This is a genomic window from Ruegeria sp. HKCCD6604 (genome assembly GCF_013110635.1).
Lineage (GTDB): Bacteria > Pseudomonadota > Alphaproteobacteria > Rhodobacterales > Rhodobacteraceae > Ruegeria.
This window is the reverse complement of sequence record NZ_WVQW01000003.1, coordinates 143,760-163,125: the sequence shown is the minus strand read 5'-3', so window position 1 is coordinate 163,125 and position 19,366 is coordinate 143,760. Positions and strand designations below refer to the sequence as shown.

Here is a 19,366-nt window from a genome sequence, read left to right as displayed (position 1 = left end):
ACAAAGCAACATTATTATTGTTAACGCGGTTCAAATATTGAGCCACTAACGGGAGGTGTCAATGAAGAAATTTCTAACAGCCGCCGCTTTTGCGGCTTCGGCCACTGCCGCACTGGCAGAGTACCCTGAAAAGCCGGTAAGTTTTGTCGTCCCCTGGCCTCCGGGTGATCTGGAAGATGTCCTTACCCGGATGATCGCCGACGAATTCCAGGCCATGTACGGTGTGCCTGCCGCTGTCGTGAACAAACCCGGCGGCGGCGGTGGCCCATTCCCCGGCGCGGTCGAGGTGGCAACCGCCCCGGCGGATGGTTACACCATCGGCTCATTCGTCATCGGCGTACCTGTCATCGGCCCCGAAATCGGAATTCCCGAACTCAACCCGAATCCTTTTGATCCAATCGGCATCTTCCTGACCTATCCCTTCGTCATCGCAGCCAGCAAAGACGCGCCGTTTTCAAATTGGGAAGAACTGGCCGACTACGGCAAGGAAAATGACGTGGCGCTTGGCCATTTCGGATCGGTTCTGCCCCCCACTCAGGTCACATTTGCAGCTGCGGTCAGCAGCGGGTTCGACTTTGCCAGCGAAGCGGCATTCGACGCCCTGGATTGCAACACGCTGGCCTCAGGCGACGTGGATGTCATCAATACGACGCTACAGCTTATCCTTCCCTGCCTTGATCAGGTGAATGTCCTTGCCAGCATCGGCGGCGAGCGGATTTCACTGGTTCCGGACACGCCGACGATCGTGGAGCTCAATGCGGATCTGCCTTTGGCCCTTTGGAACGGGCTGTTCGTGCACAAGGACACGCCTGCCGACGCGCGTGAAAAAATCACGGCTGCCGCGCAGAAAGCGTTGTCCTCGGACAAGGCCAAAAAGCTGGCTGAGGAAACGGGCGCCCTGATCTACTGGCAGGACCCGGACGCTTCGAATGCTCAGATCGAGCAGGACAAAGCCTCTTTCGCCAAGATCGAAGAGATTCTGGGCGAATAATCCGAAACAGGCCCGGCCAGATCGAACAACGCCGGGTCTGTTTGATTCAAACAGGAGGCCAAAATGATAGCAAAGACGCTGCAAGACATGTTCCGACGGTATCGACGTCCTGGCGATATTGTCTTTGCCTTCCTTTTCTTCGGCTTCTCCCTGTTCCTTCTCAGTCAGATCGGCGCTGAGACTCAGGCTGTCAAACGAACCAAGTGGTTTGCGCAACCCGCCCTTTGGCCCAAGATCGCGATCTGGGGCATGGTTTTGTTCAGCGGCCTCCACTTGCTGGGCTCCTTCCTGTCCCCACGCATTCCCGGACGGTTGCGAGAGGTGACGTTCTGGTTGATGTCCCTCGAATACGTTGCCTATTTTCTGATCTATGTCGTGGCGGTTCCGTGGCTTGGATACCTGCCATCGACCATGCTTTTTGCAGCCCTGCTGACGATACGATTGGGGTTTCGATTGCCCGGGGCTTTTTGCGTTGCACTTGCCTTCGGCGCTGTCGTTGCAGTCGTTTTCCGCGCGTTGCTTCAGGTGAACATTCCTGCCGGTCGGATATACGAATACCTGCCCGACGGGCTGCGCGCCTTTGCGCTGACCTACCTGTGAGGCCAAGATGGACAATCTGATTTCCGGCTTTGCAATTCTGGCGCAGTGGCAGGTCGTCGTGGCATTGGTCATCGGATCGGTGGGCGGGGTCATCATCGGCGCATTGCCCGGCGTCGGCGCTGCTGTCGCAATTGCCATCCTGCTGCCCGCCACCTTCGCGTTCGAGCCCATCGTCGGCCTGACCCTTCTGTTGGGCATCTACGGGTCGTCCATGTATGGCGGCGCAATCCCCGCCATCCTGATCAACACGCCCGGTACCGCCGTCAATGCACTGACCACCTATGACGGCTATCCCATGACCAAGCGCGGCGAGGGCCACCGGGCCCTGTCGCTGGCCTATTCGGCGTCGTTTTTCGGCGGCATCTTCTCGATCCTCTGTCTGATCATCCTATCACCCGTATTGGCCTGGGTTGCCCCGCATTTCGGCAGCCGCGAGATTTTTCTGGCCGCACTCATGGGCATCCTTCTGGTGATCCTGGCCCATCGCGGACAAACCTTCTCGGCCGCGATGCTGGCGTTCTTCGGCATCTTTCTCAGCACCGTCGGTCTGGAACCCGTCAAATACACCAAACGTTTCACCTTTGACCAAACCTGGCTTTCGTCAGGTGTCGATCTGATCGTGGTGGTTCTTGGCCTGTTCGCAATTAGTCAGGCGCTGCTGTTGCTGGTCGACAAAGAACACGCGCCGGGCGAAGCCCATGTGCGCGGCAGCATCTTCGCGGGCCTCAAAGAGCTGCTGGGCCTGAAACGCATCGCGACGGTTTCGTCCTCGCTGGGCGTGCTCATGGGCATGATACCGGGCACTGGCGAATTCACATCACAGTTCCTGTCATACACATACGCACAGAAAACCTCTGAGGACCCAGACAAATTCGGCGATGGGTCACCCGAAGGCCTGGTGGCGTCCGAAGCGGCCAACAATGCCGTTCCCGGGGCTGCGATGATTCCACTGCTGGCGCTGGGTATTCCAGGCGAGGCGCTGACCGCGATGATGCTGTCCGTCTTCTATGTTCACAACGTGATCCCCGGACCGCAGCTATTCGCCGATCAGATGGATTTTGTCATGGCGCTGTACATGTCGCTGATCCTGCTCAACGTGATCGTTCTGGTCTTTCTTTTGTTCTCGACCAACCTGCTGCTGAAGATCATTCAGATCCCGACGCGCTTTCTGGGGATCATGATCCTGACGCTGTCCTTTGTCGGTGTATTCAGCCTGCGCAACTCAGTCACGGACTGCGCCATTGCCGCCGGGTTCGGCGTGTTCGGGCTGATCCTGAAGCGCCTGAACCTGCCCATTGTTCCGATCATTCTGGGCATGGTTCTGGGCGGGATCATGGAAGTCAAACTGCGCAGCGCCATGGCGCGGGTGAAGTCGCCACTTGATTTCATCGACCGACCGATTGCCGCAATGCTTTTCATCATGATCCTCGGGATCCTTCTGCTGCACGTTCGCTCGCTGATCAAGGAACACAAGGAACGAATCAGACCGCAGCCGGTTCTCGACGAAGACTCAACTCAGCAAGGATAACCCCCATGGACCAATCCTCGATTGATGCGCTGCGTGCGCAGGACATTGCTCCGCGCGGGCATTTCATAAACGGCCACAGTCAGGATGGCGAAACCGGGGCCCGGCATCAGGTTCTGTCTCCGATCAACGGCCAACCTCTGGCGCTGATCGCCGAAGGCACACCGGCCGATGTCGACATGGCCGTGCGCGCGGCGCGCGATTCTTTCGTGGACGGGCGATGGTCGCGCATGGCCCCTGCCGGCCGCAAGAAAGTGCTGCTGAAGCTGGCCGACCTGATCGAAGCCCGCGCGCTTGAACTGGCCGTGCTGGGCGTACGCGACAACGGAACCGAGATCACCATGGCCTACAAGGCCGAGGCGCTCTCGGCGGCGGCCACTTTCCGGTATTATGCCGAGGCGATCGACAAGATCTACGGGCAGATCGCCCCGACAAGCGGTGACGTTCTGGGTCTTGTGCATCACGCTCCGGTCGGGGTTGTCGGGGCCATCGTGCCCTGGAACTTTCCACTGATGATCGGCAGCTGGAAAATTGCACCGGCACTGGCCGCAGGCAATTCCGTCGTGCTGAAACCTGCCGAAAGCGCCTCACTCAGCCTGCTCAAGATTGCCGAGCTTGCCGCAGAAGCCGGAGTGCCCGATGGGGTGTTCAACGTCGTGACCGGGAGTGGCTTAGTCGTGGGTGAGGCGCTGGCCTTGTCGATGGATGTCGACATCATGGTGTTTACCGGGTCGGGCACAACCGGGCGGCGGCTGCTGGAGTATTCGGCGCGGTCGAACCTGAAACGCTGCTACCTTGAACTGGGCGGCAAATCCCCGAACATCGTTTTTGCCGACGCCCCTGATCTGGCCGAAGCGGCCAAGGTTTCCGCGGCGGGCATCTTCCGCAACTCTGGTCAGGTCTGCGTCGCCGGATCGCGCCTGTTGGTCCAGCAAGAGATCTACGAGGACTTCGTCACCGAGATCAGCCGCCACGCCGAAGGCTTTCGCGTCGGCGACCCGCTGGATCTCAACAGCCAGATCGGTGCGGTCCACAGCCTGCCAGAGCTTCAGGCCAATCTGGATTTCGTCACGAAGGCCGAGGCCGAAGGCGCCGAACGCCGGACCGGCGGAAACCGCATCCTGACGGAGACCGGAGGCTATTACATGGCGCCGACCGTGATGGCCAACGTGAAAGAGACCGACACCCTGTTCCAGAATGAGGTCTTTGGCCCTGTTCTGGCCGTCACGCCCTTTGCCGACGAAGACGAAGCGCTGCGCCTTGCCAATGCCACCGTTTATGGGTTGGCCGGTGGTGTCTGGACCTCGAACCTCAGCCGCGCGCATCGCATGGTGGCAGGCATTCGCGCCGGCGTTGTGCATGTCAATACATATGGCGGTGCCGACCTGACCGTTCCGCTGGGCGGCGTTCGCCAATCCGGCAACGGGCACGACAAATCGCTGCACGCGATCGAGAAATACTTCGATCTGAAAACCGCCTGGATAAAACTCTGAGAAAAGGCCGCCCGCATGACCCTTTCAGCGAAATCCGTGGAACTCATTGAACGCAGGGCCCGGTTGCTGGGGCCCAATGTATCGACCTTCTATGACGAACCCGTTCATTTCGTGAAAGGTGAAGGCGTCTGGCTGTGGGATGCGGACGGGCGCAAGTATCTGGATTGCTACAACAACGTGCCTCATGTGGGGCATTGCAACCCGCGCGTGGTCGAGGCGATCTGTCGTCAGGCGCGCACGCTCAACACGCACACCCGGTATCTGCATGACGGGATTCTGGACTATGTGGAAAAACTGACCGGAACGATGGACGACTCCCTGGATACGGCCATCCTCACCTGTACCGGCTCCGAGGCAAATGACATTGCTCTGCGAATGGCCGAGGCGATGACCGGAAAACGAGGGATCATTGCCACTGACGCCACCTATCACGGCAATACCGCGCTGGTCAGCCAGTTGAGCAAATCGAACATCCCGACGGTCGGCTTCGGTCTGGGCCGGTATTTCCGCTTTGTCAGCGCACCCGACAGCTATCGCCATCCCGACCCGGACGGGTCAAAATTCGCCGATGCGGTGGCGGAACAGATTGCGGAACACGAAAAGGCCGGCACCGGTTTTGCCGCATTGATCCTCTGCCCTTATTTTCTGAACGAGGGGTTTCCCGACAACCCGGACGGTTGGCTGGCACCCACGGCCAAGGTCGTACGCCAGGCCGGGGGCCTGTTGATCTGCGACGAGGTGCAATCAGGCTTTGGCCGAACCGGCACCCACATGTGGGCGCATCAGAAGTTGGGCGTTGTGCCGGATGTCATGACCTTGGGCAAACCCATGGCCAACGGCCATCCAGTAGGCGGCGTGGTCACAGGTTCCGAGATCATTTCGGCATTCCGCAAGGGATATCGGTACTTCAACACGTTTGGCGGAAATCCTGTTTCCTGTGCTGCCGCGATGGCGGTTTTGGAAGAGATCGAAGACCAGAGCCTGGTCGCACACGCCAGATCCGTTGGCGACCATGCGCGAAAACGGCTGAACCTTTTGAAAGAAAAATATGACGTCATCGGAGACATACGCGGCTCGGGGCTGATATTCGGGGCTGAAATGGTCCTTGATCGCGACAGCAAGGAACCCGCCGGTGAATTCACTGACCGTATCATCAACGCCATGCGCCAGCGCGGGATCATTCACTCCAAGCTTGGGCGTCACAAGAATACTCTGAAAATTCGCCCGCCCATGCCATTCTCTGTCGAAAACGCGGATCTTCTTTTCGACACGCTGGACGACGTGTTGGCGGAAACGCCACGGGTAGCATGAAGCAGATCGTGGAACATGCGCTGTCCCTTTGGGGGCTGGCTGATGGCCAGGCGTCTCTTGTGGCGGCTCGGGAAAACCGCGTCTATCGCGTTCAGGCAGGTCAGACCGCCTATGCCCTGAGACTGCATCGCAAGGGCTTGCGAACGGATGCCGAACTCCGGTCAGAGCTACAGTGGATGGCTGTTCTCGGCAAAAACGGGGTCCGGGTTCCAACGCCCGTTCCGGCCGCAGATGGGCGCTATCTGCATCTGGTGGACGGTATTCAGGTCGACATACTCGACTGGTTGCCGGGCCGCCCTTTGGGTGCGACAGGACAGGCTTTGACGCATCAGGACAGGACAGGCGTCTTTTGCTCAATCGGCCGGGAAATGGCACGGCTGCACCACATCAGCGACCAATGGACACCTCCTCAGGACTTCTTGCGTTGGTCATGGGATCGCAGCGGGCTGCTTGGAGACGCCCCTGTCTGGGGTCGTTTCTGGGAAAACCCAACGCTTGGAAAAACGGACCGGGCCCTGTTCCTCGCGTTCCGGGATATCGCAGATCGTGACCTTCGGCGCGCGGAAAATCAGTTGGATTACGGCCTGATCCACGCCGATCTTGTCCGCGAAAACGTCATGGTTGACGGGGACAAACTGTGGCTGATTGATTTCGACGATGCCGGGTTCGGTTTTCGCCTGTTTGATATCGCAACGACGCTTCTCAAGAACCTGCACGAACCTGATTTCAACCAGCTGCGCGGTGCTTTGCTGGCGGGGTATCGATCTGAACGACCGATCTGCACCCGCCAACTCGACCTGTTCATGGCACTGCGCGCCGTAACCTACGTGGGATGGGTTGCATCCCGACTGAACGAAGATGGATCGGGCATACGCAATGAGCGGTTCATTGAAACCGCCCGGGCGTTGATGTCCCAATACCTTCAACAGCACACCTAGACAGGAGGCACCAATGGCCCAAAAGACAATCCTGCTGATTGGTACGTATGATACCAAAGAGCCCGAAATGCGGTTTATCGAAAAGGCGGTCAGAGCGCAGGGCGCTGACGTGCTGACCATGGATGTATCGGTTCTGGGTGATCCGTCCGAATCGACGGATATCTCGAAACACGACGTTGCCGCTGCCGGCGGCATGACAATAGAACAGGTCATCGCGCAAGGAGACGAGAACAAAGCCTTTCGCGTGATGTCCGCAGGGGCCGCAAAAGTTGTTGCACAGGCCTATTCAGAAGGTCGATTTGACGGGATGCTGGCCACGGGCGGGACCATGGGCACAGACCTTGCGCTGGATTGTGCGCAGGCTTTGCCGATGGGCGTTCCCAAATATATCGTGTCAACGGTCAGCTTCTCGCCTCTGATCCCTCCGCACCGGTTGGCGCCGGATGTTCAGATGATCCTGTGGGCCGGCGGCCTGTATGGCATGAATTCGATCTGCAAGTCGTCGCTCAGCCAAGCTGCCGGGGCCGTCGTGGGCGCAGCCAGGGCAGCGACCGCACCCGATCGCAGCAAACCTCTGATCGGGATGACCAGCCTTGGTTCGTCCTGCCTGCGTTACATGAAAATTCTGAAACCGGCACTGGAAGACCGCGGCTTTGAAGTGGCCGTGTTCCACTCTACCGGCATGGGCGGCATGGCCTATGAAAAACTGGCGGGCGAAGGCGCGTTTGCCTGCGTGATGGACTTCTGCATGCAGGAATTTGGCAACCTGATGGCGGGCTCTGTCGTGTCCAGCGGCGATGACCGGGTCACCAATGCCGGGCGCGTAGGAACGCCCCAGATGGTGGCACCCGGTGCGCTGGATCTATTGGATTTTGCGGGTTGGCAGGACATCCCCGAACAATATGCCGATCGCCCGTTCCACGAACACAACCGCCTGATCAAAAGCTCGGTCTTCAACGGCGCCGAACGGCGCGCCTGGATTCGGGAACTCGCCAACCGGCTGGAAGCCGCAACCGGGCCGGTGCATTTCTTTTTGCCCGTTCAGGGTGTCGAGGCCTGGGACAGGGAAGGCGAAGAGGTGCATGATCCAGAGGCTCTGGCAGAAATGGTGGACGAGGCGCGCAAGGTCATGCCCGGCCGGGTGCCGATGACCGAGCTGGATGTTCACATCAACGACGCGGCTTTCTGTCAGGCTGTTCTGTCACGATTTGACACGTGGGTGGAAACCGGCGTCATCAGAACAGACTGAAAGCCATTGGAAGGAGTGGGAAAGGGCAAAACAACCCTGCGCGTTGTCTGACAGCGAATTGTGGCACCTGGCCGGATCTGTGCGGGTCGGTTCCGTAAACCTCGGGCACCCAGTCTTCAGACGGACGGTTCCAGAGCGTGTTGGTGTTGTCTTCGTCCATCCCGGCCCGGTGCAGGCTGCACCACGCGGACCGGGTCAGAATGACCGGTTCTTCTTGGGATGTTGCGCAAAAAGCGTTTCCCCTACGTTTTGATGATCGGCCTGCCCCCACCCCCAAGACGATCAATCAGCGAAGGGCGTTTCTTGAACAATTGATCCATCCTGTAGCCGGGTACGGACCCGTGTCGGTTGCTGGTAGAAAATTTTTATGGATGTTGGATCCAATATCCTTTATTCGTGATCGCATCTTTGATTCAGGGAGGATCACATGCTCAAGAAACTCGTCGCTTTGGCGGCCTTCACCACTTTCACAACAGGTCCTGCGATGGCGGACACGCTCGACGATGTCGTGGATCGCGGCACTCTTCGCTGCGGCGTTGTTCTGGACTTTCCGCCGATCGGGTATCGCGACGCCAACAACGAACCGGCGGGATTTGACGTGGAATACTGCAATGATCTGGCCGCGGCGCTTGAAGTTGAGGCGGAAATCCTGCCTGTGACCTGGGCCGAACGCCTGCCGGTCATCGTGACCGGGCGCGCCGATGTCGTGTTCGGCGCAACCTCGGACAGCCTTGAACGGGCGCGGACCGTGGGCTTCAGCATTCCCTATGCAATCTACTATGCGCAGGGCGTCGTGAACGCGGACAGCGGGATCGAAACCTTCGAAGACATCCGCGGCAAACGCGTCGCCGCCGCGATTGGCACCGTGCCGGAACAGGAATGGCTGAAGATTGCCGCCGAATGGGGTGAGGAAGGCAACTATCAGGGCTATCAGTCGGAAAACGAGGTGTTTCTGGCGGTCGCGCAGGGCAAGGCCGATATCGGCATCACCACCAACACCGCCGTTCTGCCGATCACCCAGCAGTATGAAACCGTGCTGGCCGGTCCGCGTATGCCCTGGACCACCGACTACACCTCGGTCGTGGGCAAAAGACAGGACGTCACCTGGCTGAACTTCCTGAACCTGTTTGTCACGCATCAGGTGCGCTCGGGCCGGTACCAGGAACTGTGGGGCAAATATGTCGGAGGCGAAGCCCCCGAGCTGCGCATCCCCGGCGTGATGTACTGATTTCACCCCCCAAGTGCTCTTTCGTCGGGTTTCGGCCGGGCGAAAGAGCCGGTCAATTCGGAAAAAACCTGTGTTCGATTACAACTTCCACTGGCGGCCGGTCATGAAAAGCCTGCCGGACTTGCTTGAGGCATCGCTGCTGACCTTGCAAGTCGCGGTTCTGGCGATGATCCTGGGCATCCTCATCGGCCTGTGTCTTGCGCTGACGCGGCTGCACCTGAAGGGGCCGCTGTACTGGTTCGCCTCGGCCTGGGTTGAACTGGCCCGAAACACGCCCGCCCTGTTTCAGCTGTTCTTTTTCGGCTTCGGGCTTGGCGCATTCGGCCTGCACCTGTCGCCTTACTTCATCGTGCTGGCGGGTTTGACCTTCAATTGCGCCGGCTATCTGGCCGAAAACTTTCGCGGAGGTTTTCAGACCGTCCCCGAGACGCAGTTGCGGGCCTCTCGTTCTCTGGGCATGACCGCGTGGCAGGCTTACACACGCGTGGTGATCCCGCAGGTGTTTCGCATCGTCTATCACCCGATCACCAATCAGATGGTCTGGGCCGTGCTCATGTCCTCGCTGGGCATGCTGGTCGGTTTCCGCGAGCTGTCAGGCGAGACGCAGTTCTTTGCCTCGCGCACCTTCCGCATCTTTGAATATTTCGCCGTCACCGCGATCATCTACTACGTGATCGTCAAAATCATTCTCGGAGCCTCACGCCTGCTGGCGACCCGGCTCTTTCGCTACTGAAGGACGCTCGGATGGAACCCACTGTCAGCTTTTTCAGCGGCTTCACCATCAATGATCTGTGGTTTCTGGGCGAAGCGGCCCTGCGGACACTCTGGATTTCGGTTCTGTCGATATCCATCGGAACGCTTCTTGGCGTGGTATGCGGGTGGATCCTGTACGAGGGCAAGCTGGCCGCAGCCCTCACAGTGGCCCCGTTTCTGGATGTTTTCCGTTCCGTCCCGCTGATCATCCAACTGGTGCTGTTCTACAACTTTGCGCCCATTGTCGGGCTCAATCTGGACCCGTTCGCCTCGGGCGTGGTGATCCTGTCGATCTACACGGCCGCTTTGGTTGCGAATGTCGCGCGCGGCGGGATCGAGGCCGTCGGAACGCCGATGCGCCGTGCGGCACGCAGCCTGGGCATGACCTATTGGCAGGACCTGCGCTATGTCGTCTTCCCAATCGGCGGACGCGCGGTGTTCCCCGCCTGGGTCGGTGTCGCACTGGGAGTGATGAAGGACAGCGCGTTGGTTTCGGTGCTGGGCTATGTCGAACTGCTCAAGGCCAGCCAGATCCTGATCACCCGCACGCAGGAACCTTTCCTGATCCTGACAATCGCGGGCGCGTTCTATTTCGCGCTCAGCTATCCGATTTCGCGCTATTCCGCGTCTCTTGAAAAAAGGTGGGCCCAATGATCGAAATTCGCGACCTGCACAAGTATTTCGGCGCGCTGCATGTGCTGAAAGGCATCGATCTGGATGTGCAGAAAGGAGAGGTCCTGTCGGTGATCGGCGCATCGGGATCCGGCAAATCGACCCTGCTGTATTGCATCAACGGGCTGGAGCCGATCCAGCAAGGCTCGGTCAGGGTCGATGGCATCGATGTTCATGCCAAAGGCACCGACATCAACAAGCTGCGCACGAAGCTGGGGATGGTATTTCAGCAATGGAACAGCTTTCCCCATCTGACGGCGCTGGAAAACGTCGCGCTCGCCCCCAAGATCGTCAAGGGACTGTCAAAATCAGAAGCCCGCGATATCGCCGCCCGCCAACTGACCCATGTTGGCCTGGGCGAAAAGCTGGGCGTCTACCCCTCGGCCCTTTCGGGTGGCCAGCAACAGCGTCTGGCCATCGCCCGCGCGCTGGCGATGGAACCGGAATACATGCTGTTTGATGAGGCGACGTCAGCGCTGGACCCCGAACTGGTGGGCGAGGTTCTCGACACGATGCGCCTTTTGGCCGAAGAAGGGATGACCATGATCTGTGTCACGCACGAGATGGGTTTCGCACGCGATGTGTCGGACCGGGTTGCTTATTTCCATCAGGGCGTGATGGAAGAGATCGGCCCGCCCGGGCAGATATTCGGTGATGCGCAATCCGAAAACACCCGTAAATTCCTGGCCAACGTGCGCTGAGTGCACCGGCCCCCTGAAACAACGAGGAAGATCACCTTCATGTCCAAGAATATCTTCACCGGCACCATGCCAGCCCTGATGACCCCCTGCAAAACCGACCGGACACCGGATTTCGATGCGCTGGTGAAAAAGGGCAAGGAAATGATCCAGGCAGGCATGTCTGCCGTGGTGTATTGCGGTTCGATGGGCGACTGGCCGTTGCTGTCGGATGCCGAACGCATGCAAGGCGTCGAACGCTTGATCGAGGCAGGCCTGCCCGTCGTTGTCGGCACCGGTGCGATAAATTCCAAATCTGCCGTGGCGCTGGCTGCACATGCGCAAAAGGTCGGCGCGGCAGGGCTTATGGTCATCCCACGTGTGCTGTCGCGCGGATCGTCCATCCCGGCACAGCGCAACCACTTCAAGGCAATTCTGTCAGCCGCGCCGGATATTCCGGCCATCATTTACAACAGCCCCGTTTACGGCTTCGCCACCCGCGCCGATTTGTTCCTGGAATTGCGTGCAGATCATCCGAACCTGGTTGGGTTCAAGGAATTCGGCGGCAAAAGCGACCTGCGCTACGCCGCGGAACACATCACCTCGAAAGATGATCAGGTGACACTGATGGTTGGTGTGGATACCGAAGTTTACCATGGATTCGTCAATTGCGGCGCTACCGGATCGATTACCGGTATTGGTACTGCCTTGCCCAAAGAGGCACTGCTGCTGGCCGCCCTGTGCCAGAAAGCGGCGGCGGGCCACGCCGAAGCGCGCCTGCGCGCGCGCGAGCTTGAAGAAGCCTTTGGCGTGCTGGCCAGCTTTGACGAAGGCACCGATCTGGTGCTGTACTACAAGCACCTGCTGGTCCTGAACGGTGAAGAGGAATACCGCTTGCACTTCAACGAAACCGACGAGCTGACGGATGCCCAGCGCAACTATTGCGAACAGCAATACAAACTGTTCCGCACCTGGTTCGCCGACTGGTCCAGCCAGGGCGGGGTCATCGCTGAATGCATGTGATCGACAGCCACACCGGAGGCATGCCCACGCGGGTCATCCTGAACGGCGGCCCCGATCTGGGGTCGGGCCCGCTGGCCGAGCGCGCGCAACGCCTGGCCACCAAGCACAAGGATTTCTACAAATCGGTCCTTCTTGAACCACGCGGTCAACCCGGCATGGTCGGGGCGCTTCTGGTGGCCCCGGAAACGTCTGGCTGCGAAACCGGCGTGATCTATTTCGATGCCGACGCCGTTCTGGGCATGTGCGGTCATGGCACCATCGGCCTTGGGGTCACTCTGGCCCATCTGGGCCAGATCGGTCCGGGGACGCACAGGGTCGAAACGCCGGCCGGCGTCATCTCGGTTGACCTGTTGGACGCCAATACGGTGCGCGTCACCAATATCGAAAGCCGCCGGGTCAAGGCTTCGGTGTCGGTTGACGTCGAAGGCCATGGAAAAGTGACCGGCGATCTGGCCTATGGTGGCAACTGGTTCTTCATTGTCGATCCCAGCCCGATGGACGTGACGCCCGGCAACATCCGTGCCCTCACCAATCTGACCATTGCAATTCGCAAAGCCTGCATCGACCAGAACGTGCGTGGCGAAAACGGGGAACCGGTGGACCACGTGATCTTGCAGGACAAATCCCCGGACAAAGACGTTCACAGCAGGAATTTCGTCCTGTGCCCGGACGATCAATATGACCGATCCCCGTGCGGGACCGGCAGTTCTGCGCGTCTGGCCTGTCTGGCGGCGGATGGGGTTCTGGTTCCGGGGCAAGAGATCGTGCAGGAAAGCGTGATCGGCAGCTCTTACCGGCTGAGCTTTCAGCCTGGTCCCAATGGCGGCATCATTCCGACCCTGACCGGGCAGGCGCATATCACGGCCGAGGGCACATTGTTTTTCGCGCAAAACGATCCGTTCCGCGGTGGGATCCTTCTTTGACAAAACTATCGGGGACTGGCGCAATCCAGCCCCCGGAACCAAGCCACAGTTTGAGAAGATCTGGCCATGCTGCAAGACAACCCGACGGATATCGTTGTGATCGGTGCCGGTATCATCGGCATCAGCACCGCACTTGAATTGCAAAAACGCGGCCGGCGCGTGCTGGTGCTGGATCGCGAAGGCGTAGGAGCCGGTGCCTCGAAGGGCAACGCCGGAGCCTTTGCCTTTACCGACATCGTGCCATTGGCCACCCCCGGGATCATGCGCAAGGCTCCGAAATGGCTGTTTGACCCGCTGGGTCCACTTTCAATTCCTCCTTCTTACGCTTTGAACATCGCGCCGTGGATGCTGCGGTTCTGGCGGGCCAGTTGGCAGGATCGCTATGCTGCGGCCTTGTCTGCGCAGGCTGCTTTGATGGATCACAGCCGCGCGGCGCTGGAACGCCAGATCGCGGATGTCGATGGCGAAGCGCTGATGCAACGCGACGGCCAGTTGCAGGTGTTCGAGGGTGAAGCAGAATTCCGCGCCAGTCTGCCCACATGGGACAGGCGCAAGGATCACGGCATCCCCTTTGACCTGCTGGACAACCCCGACGCGATTGCGGAAATCCAGCCCGGGCTTGACCGACGATTTACCCATGCGGGTTTTACACCCACCTGGATGAACACGGTCGATCCGGCCAGCTGGACAAGACATTTGGCCACCCGGTTCACCGCCCGTGGCGGTCAGGTCGAAATCGCGACAATCAGCGCGCTCGCACCCATGGATGCAGGCGTTCGCCTGACGACTTCGATCGGTGAAATTGATGCAAGACAGGTGATCGTGGCCGCCGGGGCGTGGTCTCATCACCTGGCGAAAACCCTGGGCGATCGCATCCCTCTGGAAACCGAGCGCGGGTACAACACGACCCTGCCCCAAGGGGCCTTTGACCTGCGCACCCATCTGACATTCGGTGGCCACGGATTTGTGGTGACGCGGATCAACGGCGGTGTGCGCATCGGTGGCGCGGTCGAGTTGGGCGGGCTGGAATTGCCGCCCAATTACAAACGCGCCGACGCGCTTCTGGCAAAGGCCGGGCGCTTCATGCCTGGCCTGAATTTGGAAGGCGGCACGCAATGGATGGGCTTTCGGCCGTCGCTGCCCGACAGTTTGCCGCTGATCGACCGCTCGGCGCGTGCGCCACAGGTGTTTTACGCCTTCGGACATGGCCATCTGGGTTTGACGCAATCCGCAGGCACGGCGGAACTGGTCGCGGATCTGGTCACGAACACAAAGCCCGCGCTCGACATGAAGCCTTTCGCATCCACACGCTTCTGATCAGGAGAACACCACATGAAAATCACTGCACTGAACGTATATCAGGTGGATCTGCCGCTGAAGGAAGGTCGCTATAGCTGGTCCAATGGCAACTATGTCGAAGTCTTCGACAGCACCGTTCTCGAGATCATCACGGATGAAGGTCTCAAGGGGTATGCCGAATGCTGCCCGCTGGGATCGGCTTATCTTCCGTCCTTTGCACTGGGCGTCAGGGCCGGGCTGGCGGAATTGTCGCCACATCTGATCGGGCAGGATCCGCTGAATATCGGCCAGATCAATCGCACCATGGATGGCGCCCTGCGTGGCCACCCTTATGCCAAGGCGCCTGTTGATATCGCCTGCTGGGATCTGCTGGGCAAGGCGACCGGGCAACCCCTTTACACCCTGTTGGGCGGCGACGCGCAACAGGACGTGGTGCTGTATCGCGCGATCAGCCAGGAAGCACCGGACATCATGGCGCAAAAGATCGAAGGTTATGCGGCCGAAGGCTATACGAAGTTCCAACTCAAGGTGGGCGGTGAAGCCAATGACGACATCGACCGCATTCATGCCACCCGCGCGGTTCTGAAAAAGACCGACCTGCTGGTGGCAGATGCCAACACCGGCTGGACCCGGCACGAGGCCGCGCGTGTCGTAGGCGCCATCGCGGGCATGGATGTCTATGTGGAACAACCCTGTTTGACTTATGAGGAATGCGTGTCGATCCGCCGGCGCACCGCGCTGCCCTTCGTGATGGATGAGGTCATCGACACGCCCAACACATTGGTCCGCGGCATTGCCGACGACGCCATGGACGTGATCAACCTGAAAATCTCAAAGGTAGGAGGTTTGAGCAAGGCAAGGCTGATGCGCGATCTTTGCGTCGCACATGGTATCCCGATGACCATCGAAGACACCTGGGGGGGCGATATCACCACCGCCGCCATCGCTCATCTGGCGCGGTCGACACCGTCCGAGTTCACGTTCTCGGCCACCGATTTCAATTCCTATGGTACCGTGGACATCGCCGAGGGCGCGCCAAAGCGAGTCAATGGCCGGATGACCGCAGCAGATCGCCCCGGTCTGGGCGTCACACCGATCTTCGACGCGCTGGGTGCCCCCGTCGCGCAAAATAGCTGAGGTAAACATGCGCAGCAGCAAAACCGTACATGTGATCTCGGCCCATGCCGAAGGTGAGGTTGGGGATGTCATCGTCGGGGGTGTCGCCCCACCGCCGGGCGACACTCTCTGGGAACAGCGAAGCTTCATTGCGCGGGACCAGACCCTGCGCAACTTTGTTCTGAACGAACCACGCGGCGGTGTGTTCCGGCATGTCAACCTTCTGGTTCCGCCAAAACACCCCGAGGCGGACGCCGCCTGGATCATCATGGAACCCGAAGACACGCCGCCCATGTCGGGGTCCAACTCGATCTGTGTCTCAACCGTGTTGCTGGATGGCGGGATCATTCCAATGCACGAACCGGAAACCCATATGGTGCTCGAGGCACCGGGCGGGTTGGTCCGGGTACGTGCGGAATGCCGCGATGGCAAGGCACAGCGCATCTTTGTCCAGAACCTGCCCAGTTTCGCCGACAAGCTGTCCGTCCCGCTTGAGGTATCCGGACTGGGCACGATCACGGTAGACACCGCTTATGGCGGCGACAGTTTCGTGGTCGTCGATGCGCAGGCGCTTGGGTTCGCAATCGTCGACCACGAGGCCCGCGACATTGCCCGGCTGGGGGTTAAGATTACAAACGCCGCCAATGAGCAGCTTGGATTCTCGCATCCCGAGAACCCGGACTGGGATCATATATCGTTCTGCGCCTTTTGCGGCCCGTTGAATGAAACGGAAACCGGCCTGAGCGGCAAGTCCGCCGTGGCGATCCAGCCGGGTAAGGTCGACCGTTCGCCGACGGGCACCGCTGTATCCGCGCGCATGGCGCTGATGGCGGCCAAGGGGGTGATGAAACCCGGCCAGACCTTCGAGGCTGTCTCGATCATCGGATCGCGATTCACCGGGCGGATCATTGACACTGCGCAGGTCGGTGGCCGCGCGGCGATCGTTCCTGAAATCAGCGGTCGCGGTTGGATCACCGGAATTCATCAGCACATGTTGGACCCTGACGATCCATGGCCCAGTGGATATCGCCTGTCTGACACCTGGGGCGTTTGACGTCAGCAGGCACGGTTTTCGAAAACGGAAAAGTCTGAAGATACGCGGCCTCGTTGCGGTTTCATCATCAGATTCAGGCCTTTTTTCAAATCTCGGGCAGGGGTTGAACATGGGTCGAAATCCAAGTTCGGCTTGGAAAAGTCCGTGATTGCGGGTAATTGTATCCAAAAACCGTGGCGGGATATTGGAAATGGCAGGAAAACGCGCGATCACGAAACAAAGCCTACCGGACGTCATCGCAAATGATCTGCGTGAACGTATCCTCAGTGGCGAACTCGCCGAGGGTGAGACGATCCGGCAGGAAGCACTGGCCGAGGAATATGATGTCTCTCGCATGCCGATCCGCGAGGCGCTGAAGCGCCTGAATGCCGAAGGTCTGGTGCAATGGGCCAACAATCGCGGCGGCTCGGTGACCAAGCATTCCCTCGACGAAATCGGTGAAATTTTCGATCTTCGCATCCTGATCGAAGTCGATCTGTTCCGCCGGGCCATCCCGAATATGGGCCCAGGGGAATTTGCGCGTTGCGACGAAATCCTCAAGCAGATGGAAGCGTCGTATGATGAAAATGACGTCGGCAAGTGGGGGATATTGAACTATCAGTATCACTCGGCGCTTTATGCGGCGTCACAGCGGAAGCTGACCAACGAATTGCTGGACCGCGTCAACCTGCAATCGGATCGCTATGTCAGGATGCATCTGAGCGTGATGAAACAGCGCGAACCCGCAAAAAAGGAGCATCGTGATCTGTTGCGGCTGGCCCGGGAAGGCAATGTGGACAAAGCCTGCGAGGTCTTGACGCAGCATATTCGCCGGACCAAGGAACAGCTTCTGGAAATGATCGCCTCGAAGCGCGGGACAGACGAACCCTAGGGCGGTCTTGCATGTCCTGTTATTTTGGATACATTATCCATAAATCTGGACATCCCGAAATACGAGGCCCAAATGACCTTTACTCCGCATGGCAAGCATCTGATCGCCGGCAACTGGCTTGCTGGTGACGATTTCTTTGCGTCACAACCCGCACATGGGCCATCGCATGACTTTTCGAAAGGTCGGATTTCAGACGTCGAGGCCGCTGCGCAGGCCGCGGAAGAGGCGTTTTGGAGTTATGGTTATTCCACTCGGGAAGAACGCGCCGCCTTTCTGAACGCCATTGCCGACGAGATCGAAGCGCGCGCCGATGCAATCACCGAGATTGGCACTCAGGAAACCGGCCTGCCCGAGGCTCGGCTGCAAGGTGAGCGGGGCCGCACGTCGGGGCAGCTGAGGCTGTTCGCAACGCATATCCTCAGCGGCGATTATCTGAACCGGCGCCACGACAGCGCGCTGCCAGACCGTGCACCCCTGCCCCGGCCCGATCTGAAAATGATCCAGCGCCCGATCGGCCCGGTCGCGGTGTTCGGCGCATCAAATTTCCCGCTGGCATTTTCCACCGCCGGGGGGGACACCGCCGCCGCACTGGCTGCCGGCTGCCCGGTTGTCGTCAAAGGCCACGGCGCCCATCCGGGCACCGGCGAGATCGTCGCCGAAGCCATCCTTGCGGCCATCCGCCGTTGCAACATTCATCCCGGCGTTTTCAGTCTGATCCAAGACGGCGGACCGGCTGTGGGTTCAGCCTTGGTGCAGCACCCTCTGATCAAGGCGGTCGGGTTCACCGGATCGCTTGCGGGCGGTCGCGCCCTGTTCGACCTGTGCGCCGCGCGCCCCGAACCGATTCCGTTTTTTGGTGAGCTTGGATCGGTAAACCCCATGTTCATTCTGGACGCGGCACTGGCAAACCGGGGTGAAGACATCGCCAAAGGCTGGACCGGCTCGCTGACGATGGGCGCTGGTCAGTTCTGCACCAACCCGGGCGTCGTCGTGATGGTGGCAGGTGAAGCAACGGACCGTTTCGCCGAGATCGCACAGGCCGCATTGACCGAAGTTCCGGCGCAGACCATGCTGACCGACGGCATCGCCAAAGCCTATCGCAACGGTCAGGCCCGTGTTGCTGAAACCGCTGGCGTTCACGAGGTTCTGGCTTCGACATGCGATCAGCGCAATGCGACCCCTTTCCTTTACCGAACAAGCGCCGCAACCTGGCTGGCCAACACATCCCTCGCGGAAGAGGTGTTCGGCCCGCTGGGCATCATCGTGACTGCCGAGACCCCCGACGAAATGCACGACGTCGCGCGCGGGTTGCACGGGCAGCTGACCTGCACCCTACATATGGACGAGGCCGACATGGGCATGGCGCAGTCCCTGCTGCCGATCCTTGAACGCAAAGCCGGGCGCGTGTTGGCCAATGGCTTCCCCACGGGGGTCGAGGTATGTGACAGCATGGTCCATGGCGGCCCCTACCCGGCTTCGACCAATTTCGGTGCCACATCCGTGGGTACATTGTCGATCCGACGTTTCTTGCGTCCTGTCTGCTATCAGAATCTGCCGGATGCATTGCTGCCGGAACACTTCTCATAGGGAAATCAGTCGACACCCGCCGATACTCTGAAAGCACGTTGCGCAGCAGGGTGTCG

18 protein-coding genes are annotated in these 19,366 nt (G+C 59.6%); all 18 read left to right on the top strand.

Annotated features, from left to right (window positions below; genetic code table 11):
* Positions 1-61 precede the first annotated feature (61 nt).
* The 18 genes from GS614_RS10805 (at position 62) to GS614_RS10720 (ending at position 19,310) form a co-directional block, all read left to right on the top strand.
* Positions 62-991: a tripartite tricarboxylate transporter substrate binding protein gene (locus tag GS614_RS10805; protein WP_171726256.1), complete on the top strand. Its 930-nt coding sequence runs from the start codon at positions 62-64 to the stop codon at positions 989-991.
* A gap of 63 nt (positions 992-1,054) precedes the next feature.
* Positions 1,055-1,591, top strand: a complete 537-nt coding sequence (locus GS614_RS10800) for a tripartite tricarboxylate transporter TctB family protein (protein WP_171170060.1) — start codon at positions 1,055-1,057, stop codon at positions 1,589-1,591.
* Between the two features lie 7 nt (positions 1,592-1,598).
* Positions 1,599-3,119: a tripartite tricarboxylate transporter permease gene (locus GS614_RS10795; RefSeq protein ID WP_171726255.1), complete on the top strand. Its 1,521-nt coding sequence runs from the start codon at positions 1,599-1,601 to the stop codon at positions 3,117-3,119.
* Between the two features lie 5 nt (positions 3,120-3,124).
* Positions 3,125-4,609: an aldehyde dehydrogenase gene (locus GS614_RS10790; RefSeq protein WP_171726254.1), complete on the top strand. Its 1,485-nt coding sequence runs from the start codon at positions 3,125-3,127 to the stop codon at positions 4,607-4,609.
* A gap of 15 nt (positions 4,610-4,624) precedes the next feature.
* Positions 4,625-5,920 carry an aspartate aminotransferase family protein gene (locus GS614_RS10785; RefSeq protein ID WP_171726253.1) on the top strand — a complete coding sequence of 432 codons (1,296 nt, stop codon included), beginning with the start codon at positions 4,625-4,627 and terminating at the stop codon, positions 5,918-5,920.
* Entirely contained in the window at positions 5,917-6,858 is a 942-nt protein-coding gene (locus GS614_RS10780) for a phosphotransferase enzyme family protein (RefSeq protein WP_171726252.1), read from the top strand. Before GS614_RS10785 ends, GS614_RS10780 begins: the two co-directional genes overlap by 4 nt.
* Positions 6,859-6,871: 13 nt before the next feature.
* A complete protein-coding gene (locus tag GS614_RS10775) occupies positions 6,872-8,107 on the top strand; it encodes a Tm-1-like ATP-binding domain-containing protein (RefSeq protein WP_171726251.1) in 1,236 nt (411 codons plus the stop codon).
* Between the two features lie 427 nt (positions 8,108-8,534).
* A complete protein-coding gene (locus tag GS614_RS10770; protein WP_171726250.1) occupies positions 8,535-9,335 on the top strand; it encodes a transporter substrate-binding domain-containing protein in 801 nt (266 codons plus the stop codon).
* Between the two features lie 70 nt (positions 9,336-9,405).
* Positions 9,406-10,068, top strand: a complete 663-nt coding sequence (locus GS614_RS10765) for an ABC transporter permease subunit (protein ID WP_171726249.1) — start codon at positions 9,406-9,408, stop codon at positions 10,066-10,068.
* An 11-nt stretch (positions 10,069-10,079) separates the two neighbouring features.
* A complete protein-coding gene (locus GS614_RS10760) occupies positions 10,080-10,742 on the top strand; it encodes an amino acid ABC transporter permease (RefSeq protein WP_171726248.1) in 663 nt (220 codons plus the stop codon).
* Entirely contained in the window at positions 10,739-11,461 is a 723-nt protein-coding gene (locus GS614_RS10755; RefSeq protein WP_171726247.1) for an amino acid ABC transporter ATP-binding protein, read from the top strand. The genes GS614_RS10760 and GS614_RS10755 overlap by 4 nt, the downstream gene beginning before the upstream one ends.
* A gap of 39 nt (positions 11,462-11,500) precedes the next feature.
* Complete coding sequence (locus GS614_RS10750; RefSeq protein ID WP_171726246.1) at positions 11,501-12,460, top strand: dihydrodipicolinate synthase family protein; 960 nt, start codon at positions 11,501-11,503, stop codon at positions 12,458-12,460.
* A complete protein-coding gene (locus GS614_RS10745; RefSeq protein ID WP_171726245.1) occupies positions 12,451-13,383 on the top strand; it encodes a proline racemase family protein in 933 nt (310 codons plus the stop codon). The genes GS614_RS10750 and GS614_RS10745 overlap by 10 nt, the downstream gene beginning before the upstream one ends.
* Positions 13,384-13,449: 66 nt before the next feature.
* Complete coding sequence (locus GS614_RS10740; protein WP_171726244.1) at positions 13,450-14,700, top strand: FAD-binding oxidoreductase; 1,251 nt, start codon at positions 13,450-13,452, stop codon at positions 14,698-14,700.
* A 15-nt stretch (positions 14,701-14,715) separates the two neighbouring features.
* Entirely contained in the window at positions 14,716-15,819 is a 1,104-nt protein-coding gene (locus tag GS614_RS10735; RefSeq protein ID WP_171726243.1) for a cis-3-hydroxy-L-proline dehydratase, read from the top strand.
* Positions 15,820-15,826: 7 nt separating this feature from the next.
* A complete protein-coding gene (locus tag GS614_RS10730; RefSeq protein ID WP_171170081.1) occupies positions 15,827-16,852 on the top strand; it encodes a proline racemase family protein in 1,026 nt (341 codons plus the stop codon).
* A gap of 190 nt (positions 16,853-17,042) precedes the next feature.
* The gene (locus GS614_RS10725) at positions 17,043-17,723 is read left to right on the top strand and encodes a GntR family transcriptional regulator (RefSeq protein ID WP_171363271.1); all 681 of its coding nucleotides are present in this window, start codon (positions 17,043-17,045) and stop codon (positions 17,721-17,723) included.
* A gap of 72 nt (positions 17,724-17,795) precedes the next feature.
* On the top strand, positions 17,796-19,310 hold the full coding sequence (locus tag GS614_RS10720; protein ID WP_171726361.1) for an aldehyde dehydrogenase (NADP(+)): 1,515 nt from the start codon (positions 17,796-17,798) through the stop codon (positions 19,308-19,310).
* Positions 19,311-19,366: the final 56 nt, after the last annotated feature.